The following is a 13,528-nucleotide window of genomic DNA, read 5'->3' as shown; positions in this document are numbered from 1 at the left end:
GATGACCGCCCCCAACGGCCCCGTCGCCCCGGCGAAGGTGCGCGGCAGCGAGAAGATCCCCGCGCCCACCATCCCGCCCACCACCATCGCGGTGAGCTGCATGCGGGACATTTTTTGTTCTGATGCCATCGAATCCTCGCTCCGTCGTTATCGCGAAGGCTCAGCCATGGACTGATCGCGGCCGAGCATCAGACCCGTGTGAAAGCTTGTCAAGTCGACACGAGATGGGCGCCCATAGACCATTCGGCCAGCATTGCACGCGTGCATTGATGACGCGCAGATGACGCCCAGATGGCGCGCCGGCGGCTCGCCTAGAAGCTCTTGCGCAGGTTCACCCAGAGTTCGGTCGAGCTGTAGTTGAAGCCGATCGAATTGCTCTGGTCGCGGATCCACAGCAGCTCCGGTCGCAGACTCCATGTGGGCATGAATTCCCACACCACATAGGCACCGACTTCGTAGAGGTTGTCGCGCCGCCGCAGCAGCACGGTGTTGTCGGCGGTGTCCGGATGAAAGTGGATGTTGTCCGAGGCGAAGAGATCGCGCTCCCACCACACGAAGCCGCCCCAGCTCAGGGTGTTGCTGACGGTGAAGTCCAGCGCAGCCGTTGCGCCGAACACGTTGGAATCGCCATCGGGCCGGCTCGTGGCGTAGTTGCGCCCGGCATGGCCGGTGAGGGAGAGGCTGCCCTTGCCATCCATGAACGAGTTGACCCACCCGGCCGACAGCAGCGCAGTGGTGCGGCTCCGATTGCGCTCGGGGCCCTCGGGATAGTTGCGTCGCCGGATATCCCCGCCGAAGGTGAACTGGTTGTCCGGGTCGTGGCGCATCCGGTAGTCGGTGAAGATCGAGACATCGTTGCGGTAGTTGCCATCGCCGCGGTAGCTGGTCCGGCCCCTGAAGCCCGCCGAGAGGTTGTTCTCGCCAAGGGCCTTGCTGCCCGCGAGCCGCCAGCGCAGATCCGAATCGCTGCGGCTGTCCGAGTTGTCGTAGTAGCGATAGCGATAGTCCAGCGTGCCGTCGATCGCATAGCCGTTCTGCAGCGCATAGTTGAAGCCGCCGCCGGCACGTGCGTTGTAGAAGGTGTCGCGGCGATCGCCGCCACCCAGTGCGTTCGTGCCGACCGTCTCGTTCACGCGGTACTGCCCGATGCCCATCTCCGCATAGCCGAAGCCCGACAGCGGCCTGTTCTCGTCGAGCGACTGACGCGCCGCCTGGTCGTAGACCTCGGCCTGCGAGCGCACGTCGGGCGGCAGGTTCTCGAAACGGAACACGGTTTCGAACTCGATCTTGGCTTCAGCATATGCACCGAGCGCGAAGTACGCGCGGCCCAGGCCCAGGTGCGCGGGAACGAAGTCCGGCCGCCCGGCAAGACTGCGCTGGAAGAGGGCCTTGGCCTTCTCGGGCTGCTGCGTGCCCAGCGCGGCACGGCCCAGGAGATAGCTGAATTCGGCATCGCCCGCGTTGGCGCTCTCGAACGGCGAGAGCAGTCCGTAGGCGTCCTGGTACTTGCCTTCACGCACGAGCTGCTGTGCGCGCGCGATGTCGGGGTCGTCCGCGAAGGCGGTGTTCGCGAACAGGACGGCCGACGAAACAGCGAGGGCCTGCACGGCCGATCGCCACGGCGCACGGACGAAGCCGCGGCGCACGGTAGGGGTTTCGATCATCTCGAATGTCTCCTCGGGTCGGCAACCCACCCGACGCGCCGCATTTAACACGCAGCCCGTTTCCCACGCAACGCGAACGAAGTAGCGCGCCGGGGCTCTGGTCTATGGCTTGCCGCTTTGCGACAGCAGCACCGCCACGGGCCGCGTCCCCGGGAACTCCGAGAAGATGATGGTCAGCATCGCCGTGATCGGCACCGCGAGGAACGCACCCGCCACGCCCCACAGCGCCACCCACACCGCGAGGCTCACGAGGATCGCGAAGGGACTGAGATTGAGCGAATTGCCCATGATGTAGGGATCGAGGAAGTTGCCGATCGCGAACTGCACCACGGTGAGCCACAGCATGATCGACAGCACGTGGTTCGCATCGCCGAACTGCGCCATCGCCATCGCACCGGGGAGCAGCACGCTCAGCACCGAACCGATGTAGGGCACGTAGTTCAGCAGCGCGATCACGACCGCCCAGAACGGCGCGAACTCCAGGCCCATCACGCGCATGATCACCCAGCTCAGTGCGCCGAGCAGCACGCCCAGCAGTGTCTTGAGCGCCAGGTAGGCACCCACGCGCGCGTTGATGTCGGCGATGACCTGCTTGATGCGCTGCGCATGCTGCGGGCTGTGCGCGATCGCGTTGATCTTGGCTTCGAGATGGCCGCGCTCCACCAGCAGGAAGCAGGCGTAGAGCCCCACCACCACGAAGGTGGCCACCAGCGACGAGACCGACGACAGCGCCGAACCCACGAGGCGCTGCAGGCTCACCTGCGCGAGCAGGTCGCGGCGCAGCGTGGTCCAGGTGGGCTCCGACTCGAAGCGCAGCCACACCGCCACCTTCTGCACTGCGGCAAGCAGCGACTCCTGATAGCGCGGGGCCTGCGCGATCACGCTGTCCTTGTTGGCGATCAGGGTGTAGACCACCAGGCACAGGCCGAAGGCGATGATGAACATCGACAGCAGCGAGATGACCCATTGGGGCAGCTTGCGGCCCACCACCGGAATGCTCTGGATCAGCCGTGCGATGCCGAGGATCACGTACACCACGAAGACGCTGAACATGATCGGCACGAAGACGTCGCGGCCGATGTAGAACACCCAACCGATCATCAGTGCGATGGCGGTGCCATACACGAAGGTTTGGAATCGGTGATCCATGTCGGACGCTGCTCCTCGCGGTGGTGTGGGCAATGGCGGGTCTGATCTTATGCGCGTTGCGTGTCGCGCCGACGTCCGCTGCGGCGAGCGGGCACCGCGATGCAGCCTACCTCGACCGGTGCCGGCGAGGAAGGCGAGCGTCCGGCTTGACTGAAGCGGACGCGCTATACCCAGATCTGCAGCACGTAGTCGAACGGCGCCTGGCCGTTGAAGAGATCGACCCGCTGCAGGGCGATGCGCAGCGCCCCCGCAGCGTCGCGCACCAGCGTGTGCCGGTAGGTGCCGCCGAAGTGCCGCACGTCGTCGCGGCGCAGCTCCATCATGTGGAAGCGCGAGCGGACCTGGACCGTCGTGCCGTCGACCGATTCGATCGCGACATTGCCGACGATGTGATTGGTCTCCCACATCGGCGCCTGCGACCAGGCGTTGGGATGCGAGACGCGGCCCTTGCGGATCTCCATCATCAGCTTGTCCTCGGCAAAGATCGAGGGCGAGCCTTCCCACTCGGTCTGCTCGGGCGTGACCGGCATCCAGTAGATGCCGCGCTCGTCGAAGAGGTCCATCCACGCCTGCCAGAGTTTGCGGTCGAGCAGCTCGGCCTGCAGGTAGAGCAACTGCTCGACCTCGCGCTGCAGGTCGGTGCCGGCGACGAGGCCGGCGCGCGGCACGTCGGTGGCCGACGACAGCGGCGCGCGCGGCGAATGGTCGGGCGCCAGCGCCTGCGCGCCGGTCGGCGCATCGCCGCTGCCGCCTTCGATCACCACGTCCTGCGCGAGCAGGTGTTCGAAGTCCGGGCCTGCGTCGGGGATCGCGGAGGATGTTTCGCGTGCGGTCATGGTCTTTCCCTCACTCGGCCGACATGTAGGCCGACCATGCACGGAACTGGCTGCGCATCACCGCCTCGGAGGTGCCGTGGTTCGAATAGGTCACGCCGCCCTCCTCGCGGTCGTCGCCGAAATAGCGGTGGAAGCTGACCCAGTCGCCGCCTTTGGACTGCAGTCCCCATTGGCCCTTGGTCCAGTTCTCCAGGTCGTCGGCATTGATCATCGTGGCCGGCGAATTGACGAGGTTGTAGTACCAGAGGCTGCGGCGGTAGATGGCCTCCGGTACGCCCTTCAGGCGGAAGTGCCAGATCTCAGAAAGCGTCTTGTCCGGAGAGATCGGCCGGAGGCAGCGCAACTGCTGCAGCGGCGACTGGACCGACAGGTACGGATAGACCAGCACGTGGTGGATGCTGCGCGAGAGGTATTCCTCCGCGCGCTGCTCGCCATAGGCCTGCTTGAGCAGGGCCTCGTGCGCAAGCGTGTCCGGGTCCTGCGGGCGCAGGCCCATGTAGGCCTTGAGGATGCCGTGCCCGTGCGGGAAGTTGATGGTCTGCACCGAGTTCCACTGTTCGAAGCTCGACGCGAAGGCCGAGAGATAGTGGTAGTACAGCGGCACCTTCTCCTGTTGCGCCTTCAGCCGCTTTTCCACGCGCCCCGCCGCGATGCCGGTGGACTGGTGCGTGACCGAGGGATGCAGCGCATCGAGCTGGTTCTCCATGAAGAACTTCCAGTTCGAGTGCTGGATCACGCGGTGGCAGATCGGCACGACCTCGACCTCGCCCACCGGCGAGCGGTCGCACATGTCGTCGAAGGCGACGCGCGCCTCGCCGAGGAATTCCATCAGCGAGGGCCCCTCGCGCGCGAGGCTCGCGAAGACGAAGCCGCGGTAGCTGTCGACCCGCGCTGCCGGCTTCACGCCGCAGTCCGGGTTGTCGCGCGTCATGCGCGTGCCCTCGTAGCCCTGCGCGAGCGGGATCGCGCGCACGCTGCCGTCGAGATGGAAGCTCCATGCGTGGTACGAGCACACGATGCTGCTGCCGGTGTTGCCCTTGAGATTGCCCACCAGTTGCACCCCGCGATGCGGGCAGCGGTTGTGCAGCACCCGCACCGAACCATCCGGCTGCCGCACCATGAACATCGGCTGACGCCCGATGGTCACGGCGTAGTAGTCGCCGGGCCTGGGCACCTGCGAGACATGGCCGCAGTAGACCCAGGTTCGCTCCCAGATCCTCTCCATCTCGGCATCGAAGATCGCCGGGTCGGTGTAGACCGTCCTGTGGACGCGGTCGGGCTCGACCAGCGCGCTCGGATCGAAGTTCTTCATCGTGCCTGTCCTTTGTCGTACCCGGTCCCGGACCGGACCCGGGACGGAGTTTGCTCCCGGCATGGCGTGGGATGTCCCTGATTTACCCTCACGGCGCCGCCTCGATACGCTACGCTCTGGCCGCCACAAGGAGCCCCATGTCCTCCATCGCACTGTTCGACACCGCGATTGCATCGCTCTACCAGGCGCTGGAAACGCCCGTGGGGATCGTCGCGCTTTGTTCGGCAGGCGTCGCCGGCGCGCTCGTCATCGTCAGCGCCTTCGTCAAGACCATGATCCCGCTGCGCTGCCTCGCGGTGGGGGGCAACCTCGGCTTCCTGATCTACGGGGCGCTGCATCCCTCGCTCATCATGGTGCTGCTGCACGGCACCATGCTGCCGATCAACCTCTACCGCACGGCCGAAATGGTGCGCCTCACGCGCCGCGTGAGGGCCTCGGCCGGCTCCGATCTCTCGGGCGTCTGGCTGCGGCCCTACATGCGCAAGAAGCGGCTGCGCAAGAACGGCGTGCTCTTCCACAAGGGCGACGAGGCGACGCACCTGTACTTCCTCGCGGAGGGGCAGATCGAGTTCGTGGAGATCGGCGAAGTCATGGATGCCGGACGGCTCTTCGGCGAGATCGCCTTCTTCGCGCCCGACAAGCGCCGCAGCCTCACCGCACGCTGCGTCACGCCATGCACCGTGCTGCAGATCGACGAGAACACCTTCCGGCAGCTCTACTACCAGAACCCGGCCTTCGGCTTCGAGGTGGTGAAGCTGGTGGCCGGCCGCTTGCTGGCCGACCGGCAGCGGCTGGAGGAAAAGCTCGCACTGGCCGAGCCGCCCGCACCCAGGGCCTGACGGCGGTCAGCGCACCTTTTCCATTTCCTCCGGCGTGGCCAGCGCCACGATCGCGCGGGCCACGGACTTGTGCTCCATGATGCGCATCTCCAACGCATGCAGGATGCGTGACAGCGCCGCCTGGTCGTGCTCGCCCGCGATCACCACCCGCACCACCACGATCAGCCGGTCGGGGCCGACGAATTCCGCGAAGAAGAAGGTCACGCGCTCGACCAGCGGCACCGCTTCGAGCGCCTTGATCGCCGCTGCGCTGCGCTCTTCCGAGAGCGGCACGCCCGCCAGGTAGTGCCGGTTCACGTTGATGAGGAACAGGCCCGCCACGCCCATCAGCATGCCGATCAGCATCGAGCCGGCCGCGTCGTAGGCGACCTCGCCGGTGATCTGGTGCAGCGCCATGCCCATCGCCGCTACCGCGAGCCCGACGAGTGCGATGAAGTCGCCCGTGACCACCGCGCGCAACTGCGAGTCCGAGGTGTCGAACACATGCTTGAACACGCCGAGGTCGCGCTCCGCCGCGCGCTCGCGCACGAAGCGGATCGCCTGCATGAACGACACGAACTGCAGCCCGAACGACAGCGCGATCACGATGTAGCCGAAGCGGTAGTCGGTGGTCGCGTCCGGCAGGTCGAGCTGCCGCAGGCCGCGCCAGATGCCCACCTGCGCGCCCACCACGAACATGCCGATCGAGGCGAAGAGCGACCACACGTACGACTCGCGCCCATGGCCGAGGGGATGCCCGGCATCGGCAGGCCGGCGGGCAGCCAGGTAGGCGGCGATGAGGAAGACCTCGGTGACCGTCGAGACCCACGAGTGCACCGCCTCCGCCGACATCGAAGCCGAACCGGTGTACATGGCGGCCGCCGTCTTGCCGATGGCCATCAGCGCGCCGGTTCCCAGGGCGATCGCCGCCGCGCGCGCCTGCCCCGGCACGGGCGCGTCGGTGCCGAGGCGGCGGTGGAAGCGGCTGAAGGTTCTCATCGCCATGCTCTACAGCTCGTTCTGGTTGACCAGCGGCAGCATCAGCCAGAACTTGATGCGCTGCCAGGCGCTGTCGTGCGGCTCGTGCGGATGCACCGTCACGCGGCCGTCGGCTGCACGCTCCTGCCATTCGATCCGCGAGCGGTCGGGCGAAAGCTGCAGGCGGTAGGCGCCGCCCACCACGCCGTCGTGGAACAGCCCCCGCAGCGGCTTCACCAGCGCCGGGCTGTCGATCACGAGGCCCAGCTCGGTGTTCTTCACCGCCGATCGGCCGTCGAGGTTCATCGAGCCGATGAAGACCCAACGGTCGTCGATCGTCGCCATCTTGGCGTGCAGTCCGGCCTGCGAGCGGCCGAAGTTGCCGAGGTGATCGCTGCGCGGGGCGAGCTGCGGCCCGATCTCGTAGAGCCGCACCCCGGCTTTCAGCAGGCGCATGCGGTATTTCGCGTACTCGGCGTAGACCAGCGGCTCGTCCGTCGAGCCCAGCGAATTGGTGATCACCGTGATCGGGCTTTCGTCGCCCGGCGGCACATGCACCGCCTCCATCATCGCCATGCCGCGCTCGCCGGGGATGAAGTACGGCGAGACGATACGCACGTTCTCGCGCGCCTTCGCGAAGACGCCCAGCGTCTGGGTCGTCACCGTCTGCTTGTCGGCCGCACTGTCCGCATTCACCTTGTCGGGGCTGTCGACGAAGAGTTGCGCCGAAGCGGGCACCAGCGCCACCCGCCCCGCGTCGAGCTGCGAAGCGACCGCCGGCTGGCCGAGCACGTCGAGCGGGCGCTCGACGATGCGCTCGCCCGCCTGCGCGACCAGCGCGTCGAAGCGGGCGCGGCCTTCGGCCGAGGGCCGGGTGCCCGCCACGGTGTCGATCGGCCACACATGCGGGCTGTTCCAGTACAGGTCGAACGCCTTCGACATGTCCTGCACGATCGGCCCCGCGCCCAGCACATCGAAGTCGATGAAGTTCAGCGCGGTGCTCTGCATGAAATAGGCGTCGGCCATGTTGCGGCCGCCCGCGACCGCGAAGGCGTTGTCCGCGATGAAGAGCTTGTTGTGCATCCGGTGGTCGATGCGCTCGAAATCGTCGAGCGACGCGAGCACGCGGCCTGCGAACCAGCCGGAACGCGAGGGCAGCGGATTGAACACGCGCACTTCCACGTGGGGGACCGCGGCCAGGCCCGTGAGCAACGGGTCTTCACCCGCGGTGTAGAGATCGTCCACGATGAGCCGTACCCGCACCCCGCGCGCGGCCGCATCGCGCAGTTCGCGCAGGAACTGCTGGCCGATGCTGTCGTTGCCGATCAGGTAGTACTGCGCATCGATCGACTTCTGCGCCCGCCGCGCGAGCGCGATGCGCGCGTTGAAGGACGTTTCGGCCTCCGGCAGCAGGCGGAAGCCCGACAGCGACGGATCGCCGCCAGACAGCGAGTCGTGCGCGACGCGGCCGAGGCGCGTGGTGGCGGCGTCTTCGATCGCATGGGTCGGCGGTGCCTGCACGGGCGGCGGCAGCGAGGCGCAGCCGGTGGCGAGCAGGCAGGCGAAGGCGGCGAGAGACGCGAGGCGCGGACGCATGAATGCGATCCTCGCATCAAAACCTGCGGAGCGATCGAGGTCTAGTACTTGATCGTCACCCCCGCCTTCACGCCGGCGTTGTTCTTGCCGTCGGAGGTCGCGCCGGCCGAGAACGACGTCTTGCCACCGGTGCTCCCGCCCAACGAGTAGGTCGGGCGCTCGCCGCTGGTGTCGACACCGCCGTAGGCGCCGGCGCCATCGGGTTTCTGCACACCGATGGTCGCGCCCTTGGTCTCGGCCGACTTCTCGGTCGATTGCACGTTCGGCGCGACATACACGGTGCCCTTGTCGTCGCTGTCGACCGGCAGCCTGATGGGTTCGGCCCGGACATGGGCGACGACGGCGATCGCGGCCAGCGCGGTCACGATGGATCTCTTCATGAGGCGGGTGTCTGAATTTCCTTCGCCGCGACCTGGCGATCGCGTGCCGCCCGCTCGTGCTTGAGCAGCCGCACGAACTCGGACAGGTTCAATGGCTTGAGCAGATGGTGGTCGAAGCCGGCCTCGGCGATGCGCGCGCGCAGGCCCTGCTGCCCCCATCCGGTGAGCGCGATCAGATGCAGGTCCTCGCCCCAGGGTTCGGCGCGCAAGCAGCGGGCCAGCTCGCAGCCATCCATGCCGGGCATGCCGATGTCCAGCAGCGCGAGCGTGGGTTTCCTGTCGCGCGCGATCCGCAGTGCCTCCTCGCCGCTGTAGGCCACGATGGGCGTGGCGCCCAGCGAAGCCAGCAGCTCGACCAGGCTGTCGGCGGCATCGTGGTTGTCGTCGACCACGAGCACGGTTCCCTTGATCTCCGTCTCCGCGGTCCCGCGCGACGACGGCCGGCGCGAAGAAGGGATCAGCCGCGCGAGCGGCAGCCGCACGGTGAACGTCGCGCCGCGTCCCGGGCCGTCGCTCGCGGCCTCGACGGTGCCGCCGTGCAGCTCCACCAGGCTCTTGACCAGCGTCAGCCCGATCCCGAGCCCGCCCTGCGCCGCCTTGGCCGTACCGCTCACCTGCACGAACATGTCGAAGATGGAACGCAGCATGTCCGGCGCGATGCCAGTGCCGGTGTCGACGACCCGCACCACCGCATGCTGCGCCTCGTGGCGCGCCACCACGCTGACCTTGCCGGGCGTCGGCGAATACTTCGCCGCGTTGTTCAGGAGGTTCGAGAACACCTGCGTCAGCCGCACCGCATCGCCGCGCACCACCAGCGGCTCGGACGGCAGGTCCAGCACCAGTGCGTGGCCGCCGCGCTCGAACAGCGGCCGGCTCAGCTCGACCGCTTCGTCGATCACCGAATCCAGCAGCACCTGCGCCAACTGCAGGTCGATCTTGCCGCGCGTGATGCGCGACACCTCCATCAGGTCGTTCACCAGGCGCACCATGTGGTCGACCTGACGCGTCATCAGCTCGTAGTACTTGCCGGCCTCCGCGGGCGGCGGCTTCTTGCGCGCCAGCAGCGACAGCGCGGTGCTCAGCGGGGCCAGCGGATTGCGCAGCTCATGCGCCAGGGTGGCCAGGAACTCGGTCTTGCGCTGGTCCGCATCGCGAAGGCTGTCGAGCAGGTTGCGAAGCTCGTACTGGCGCCGCCGCGCACGCAACGCCGCGCGCAGCGCGGTGACCAGCGCAGCCACGCGCATGGGCCGCTCGATCACGGTGACGTTCGCGAACTCGTCCATGGCGCTGGCGATGGCGCGCGAATCCGCGCCCCGCCGCGCCAGCACGAGCACCGGCACATCCGACCAGGGCGGCTGCAGGGCCAGCGCGCTGGCGAGCTCGGAGGTGGCCACCTCGCCGATCACCTCTTCGGCCACCATGACCGCACCGACGCCGCGCGACAGTTCGCTCACCAGGGCATGCATGTCGTCGCACACGTGGGCCACGAAGTTCGCGCGCTGGAGCACGTCCTTCGCCAGGCGTGCATCGCCCGTGGTCGCGGTGCGCAGAAGGATGCGCTCTTCGAGCGCCGAATTGTCCTGGCTCACGATGGGGTGCTCGCTCCGTCCACCAGCACCGGAACGCCGGTGAGGATGCCGCGGAAGTTCCGCAACGGCTCGCCGATCCGGATGCCGTCGGAGCCCAGCGAGAAGCCGCGGATCGTCCGTTCGTGCATGCCGCTTCGCTTCTTGACGACCGAGATGGCCTGGCGCACTTCGCCATGCGCCTCGAAGTAACGCAGCAGCACCACCGCGTCCGCGAGGTAGCTCGCATCGACCGGCGCCTGCATCTGTGCGCCGATGAGGCCCTGATGTGCGCCGACGAGCATCGTGGCGACGCCGGACTGCCCGAGGAAAGTCAGCAGCTCGTGCAGTTGCACGATGAGAAAGCGCTCGTCCGGCATCGCGTTGAGATAGCCATTCAGGCTGTCGATGACCACCACCGTGGCGTGGAAGTCGGTGACCGAGGTGCGTATCTCGTGGACGAACTCGCCCGGCGACAGCTCGGCCGGGTCCACCTGCCGAATGTGGATGTGGCCCGATTCGAGGAACGGCGCGAGGTCCATCCCCAGACCTTCGCAGCGGGTGCGCAGCGTGCCGATGCTCTCGTCGAAGATGAAGAGCGCGGCATGCTCGCCGCGCCGCGCCGCCGCCACCGCGAACTGCACCGCCATGCTCGATTTGCCGGTGCCCGGGGCGCCGACGAAGAGCGTGCTGGTGCCTTTTTCGATGCCCCCGCCCAACAGGTCGTCGAGCTGGGCAAGGCCGCTCGGAATCCGCGTTTGCATCAAAGGCGGCGTGTGCTCGGCCGCCACCAGCCGCGGAAAGACCTGCAGCCCGCCGCGCACGATCCTGTAGTCGTGATAGCCGGCACGAAACTCCTTGCCGCGGTACTTGGTGATCACGAGCCTGCGCCGCGATGCACCGTAGTCGGGATTGACCTGCTCCAGGCGGATCACCGCGTGGGCGATGCTCTGCAGCTGCAGGTCCTGCTCGGTGGCGGTGAGATCGTCCAGCAGCATCACGGTGCACTGGCGACCCGTGAAGAAGTGCTTCAGCGCCAGGATCTGCCGCCGGTAGCGCAGCGATCCGCCCGCGAGCAGGCGCAGCTCGGACAGCGAGTCGAAGACCACGCGGCTGGGCTTGATCTTTTCGACCTCCGCCAGGATGCGCAGCGTGGTCTCGCTCAGTTCGACCTCGGAGGGATGGAACATGGTGTACTGGTCGTCAGGCGCCAGCGCCTCCTCGCTCGGCAGCATCTCGCGCACCTCGATGCCGTTCAGGTCCCATCCGTGCGAGCGCGCCACCTCGGAGAGTTCGCCGGCCGTCTCGGACAGCGTGATGTAGAGCGCGCGCTCGCCCTGCGCCGCGCCCTCGCGCAGGAACTGGATCGCCAGCGTGGTCTTGCCGGCGCCGGGTGCGCCTTCGACCAGGTAGAGCCGTTCGGCGGTGAGACCACCCCCGAGCACATCGTCGAGACCGGGCACACCCATCTTCAGAACGGGTGCAGCGGATTGGTGTTTTTCGGGCTGGGACAAGGTGCGGTCCTTTCCTCGGTTGCGAGCCGAATAAAAGTAGCACGCACACCCCGCCTCTGCCATTCGCGCGATGTTGTTGAGTGGCGTAGGGCGGCTCCTACGACTTCAGACCTCGGGCTCCGGGCCCTTGGTGGCATGAGGCGAACGGCCGCCCGCCGCACAGCCGAGCGCAAGGCCGGCCACGAAGGCGCCGCACACCCACGCCAACGACCGCCCGGCGTCGCGACGGCCCATCGCGGCCAGGCCGATCGAGCAGGCAATGCCCGCCAACGTGCCGGTTGCGAGGCCGGTTCGCAGGGCCAGATGCGTGTTTTCGCCCTGGGGGGCGCGGCTTGCACGCTGCGCGTTGTTCACTGGCCGCAGCGCGGGTGCGGCCTTGGTGACGTTGACCGACACCGGATCGCTCGCGGGAAAGGATTCCTCGATCCCGTGGTCGAGCGCGTCTTCGCTCAGCGGCTGCTCGACCGGCCGCACGTGCTGCGCGCGCGGCGGATCGTGCCGCTCGGAGGTCGGGAAAGGAAACGGGTTGGGATCGGATCTGTCCATCGCGGTGCTCCGTGAAATCCAGGGACGGAGCAATCAACTTGATCGACGGCGGGCGCACGCCACGTGCGATATCGACTACATGCGCTGCAAGCCCTTTCCGATAAGGCCGGGAGGGGCCCCGCCGGTCAATGGCTTTGCCGCATGCCGGCCGGCGGCGGCATCACGAAAGGACCATCCATGTCGAATTCGCAGAACGACCGCAAGGGCCACACCGAACACAACAAGCCGTCGAAACACCCCACGCAGCGGCACGAGAGCCGCCGCACGCCGGAAAGCCGCCACGACCGCGAGTCCCACGCAGGCAGCGGCAACCAGACACAGGCGCGCCGCAGGGGGTCGTAGCGGGTGCGTTCAGGCCACCGCGGTCGAGTAGCGCTCCAGCAGCGCCTGCACCTGGGTTTCCATCTCGTCGAAACGCGCGATCGCCTCCTCGCGTTCCACGCGCAGCCGGCGCAGGCGCTGGCTGGCGTCCAACCACATGCGGCTCTCGCCCCCGTCGGCCAGGAAGCGAAGTGGAAAGCGCACCGTGCGGGTGACGACGCGCGACCCCGCGCGGCGGGCCCTGCGTTCGACCACTGCAACGAGCTCGTCGCCCTCGACGCGGCAAGCGAAGAGCGAGTCGCGCGCAGGGTCGAGCGGCCGGAACCGCGTGTCGTAGTGTTCGCCATTGCCCGCTGCAAGCCATTGCGGCCGGAAGAGTTCGCGATGCATGCGCATGCGGCTGAAGAGCTTCGCGCCCAGCCAATCGAGCAGCTCATCGCGCTTGGCAATGCTCGCGCTTCCGTTGCCGCGCAGACGGTCGAGTTCGAGCAGACGGTCCATGAAGACGGACGCCTCGATCCCCTCGGACTTCGGCAGCACTGGCCGGCTTCCTGCGAGCGCCCGTGAGAACGGTGCCTGCGATTTCGTCGGCGGCCAGTCGGTGCCCGCACGCAAATGCGCGTGCAATGCGCTGCGCGCGGACAGCGGCCGCGACGGCACCGCGGCGGACGGAGCGCGCGAGATGCGCGACGCCCTCTTGTTGAACAGCCAGCCCTCGCCCATCAGAAACCTCAGCAGGCTCCTGGGACCGGCAAGTGTCGTTTCGGAAGAAGCATTCATGAGAGCTAGGCTATCCGAAGGCGCGCAAAACGAATTCGGCGAGGTCCGATGGAAATACCGCTGAGTTCG

Annotated in this window: 14 protein-coding genes; 3 read left to right on the top strand and 11 right to left on the bottom strand. The window is 67.5% G+C overall.

Annotation, left to right across the window (positions count from 1 at the left end; genetic code table 11):
- Positions 1–311 precede the first annotated feature (311 nt).
- From WKW77_RS21555 to WKW77_RS21540, 4 genes are all read right to left on the bottom strand, one after another.
- Positions 312–1,664 carry a tetratricopeptide repeat protein gene (locus WKW77_RS21555; protein WP_340358923.1) on the bottom strand — a complete coding sequence of 451 codons (1,353 nt, stop codon included), beginning with the start codon at positions 1,662–1,664 and terminating at the stop codon, positions 312–314.
- 102 nt (positions 1,665–1,766) lie between these two features.
- Positions 1,767–2,813 carry an AI-2E family transporter gene (locus WKW77_RS21550; RefSeq protein ID WP_340358922.1) on the bottom strand — a complete coding sequence of 349 codons (1,047 nt, stop codon included), beginning with the start codon at positions 2,811–2,813 and terminating at the stop codon, positions 1,767–1,769.
- A gap of 164 nt (positions 2,814–2,977) precedes the next feature.
- Entirely contained in the window at positions 2,978–3,649 is a 672-nt protein-coding gene (locus WKW77_RS21545; protein WP_340358921.1) for an aromatic-ring-hydroxylating dioxygenase subunit beta, read from the bottom strand.
- Between the two features lie 10 nt (positions 3,650–3,659).
- Entirely contained in the window at positions 3,660–4,961 is a 1,302-nt protein-coding gene (locus tag WKW77_RS21540) for an aromatic ring-hydroxylating oxygenase subunit alpha (protein WP_340358920.1), read from the bottom strand.
- Positions 4,962–5,098: 137 nt separating this feature from the next.
- Between WKW77_RS21540 and WKW77_RS21535 the strand changes: the two genes are divergently transcribed.
- Complete coding sequence (locus tag WKW77_RS21535; protein ID WP_340358919.1) at positions 5,099–5,800, top strand: Crp/Fnr family transcriptional regulator; 702 nt, start codon at positions 5,099–5,101, stop codon at positions 5,798–5,800.
- Positions 5,801–5,806: 6 nt separating this feature from the next.
- Here the strand turns inward: WKW77_RS21535 and WKW77_RS21530 are convergent, their stop codons facing one another.
- The 6 genes from WKW77_RS21530 to WKW77_RS21505 form a co-directional block, all read right to left on the bottom strand.
- Positions 5,807–6,784, bottom strand: a complete 978-nt coding sequence (locus WKW77_RS21530; RefSeq protein WP_340358918.1) for a cation diffusion facilitator family transporter — start codon at positions 6,782–6,784, stop codon at positions 5,807–5,809.
- A gap of 3 nt (positions 6,785–6,787) precedes the next feature.
- Positions 6,788–8,353 (bottom strand): phospholipase D family protein, encoded by a 1,566-nt coding sequence (locus WKW77_RS21525; protein ID WP_340358917.1) that lies wholly within the window; start codon positions 8,351–8,353, stop codon positions 6,788–6,790.
- A gap of 41 nt (positions 8,354–8,394) precedes the next feature.
- Positions 8,395–8,733 carry a hypothetical protein gene (locus WKW77_RS21520; RefSeq protein ID WP_340358916.1) on the bottom strand — a complete coding sequence of 113 codons (339 nt, stop codon included), beginning with the start codon at positions 8,731–8,733 and terminating at the stop codon, positions 8,395–8,397.
- The gene (locus WKW77_RS21515) at positions 8,730–10,322 is read right to left on the bottom strand and encodes a hybrid sensor histidine kinase/response regulator (protein ID WP_340358915.1); all 1,593 of its coding nucleotides are present in this window, start codon (positions 10,320–10,322) and stop codon (positions 8,730–8,732) included. The genes WKW77_RS21520 and WKW77_RS21515 overlap by 4 nt, the downstream gene beginning before the upstream one ends.
- A complete protein-coding gene (locus WKW77_RS21510) occupies positions 10,319–11,767 on the bottom strand; it encodes an ATPase domain-containing protein (RefSeq protein ID WP_340358933.1) in 1,449 nt (482 codons plus the stop codon). The genes WKW77_RS21515 and WKW77_RS21510 overlap by 4 nt, the downstream gene beginning before the upstream one ends.
- Positions 11,768–11,917: 150 nt before the next feature.
- Positions 11,918–12,358: a hypothetical protein gene (locus tag WKW77_RS21505; protein ID WP_340358914.1), complete on the bottom strand. Its 441-nt coding sequence runs from the start codon at positions 12,356–12,358 to the stop codon at positions 11,918–11,920.
- A 177-nt stretch (positions 12,359–12,535) separates the two neighbouring features.
- On the opposite strand from WKW77_RS21505, the gene WKW77_RS21500 reads away from it, so the two are divergent.
- Positions 12,536–12,700: a hypothetical protein gene (locus tag WKW77_RS21500; protein WP_340358913.1), complete on the top strand. Its 165-nt coding sequence runs from the start codon at positions 12,536–12,538 to the stop codon at positions 12,698–12,700.
- Between the two features lie 9 nt (positions 12,701–12,709).
- Here the strand turns inward: WKW77_RS21500 and WKW77_RS21495 are convergent, their stop codons facing one another.
- The gene (locus WKW77_RS21495; protein ID WP_340358912.1) at positions 12,710–13,180 is read right to left on the bottom strand and encodes a hypothetical protein; all 471 of its coding nucleotides are present in this window, start codon (positions 13,178–13,180) and stop codon (positions 12,710–12,712) included.
- Here WKW77_RS21495 and WKW77_RS21490 point away from each other — a divergent pair.
- On the top strand, positions 13,179–13,523 hold the full coding sequence (locus tag WKW77_RS21490) for a hypothetical protein (RefSeq protein ID WP_340358911.1): 345 nt from the start codon (positions 13,179–13,181) through the stop codon (positions 13,521–13,523). The two genes, WKW77_RS21495 and WKW77_RS21490, sit on opposite strands and share 2 nt — an antisense overlap.
- The last annotated feature ends 5 nt before the right edge of the window (positions 13,524–13,528 follow it).

Origin of the sequence: Variovorax ureilyticus (assembly GCF_037889935.1) — a bacterium.
Classification (GTDB): Bacteria; Pseudomonadota; Gammaproteobacteria; order Burkholderiales; family Burkholderiaceae_C; genus Variovorax; species Variovorax ureilyticus.
Note: the sequence above shows the minus strand (reverse complement) of the source record. Positions and strands in the feature narration are given on the sequence as shown.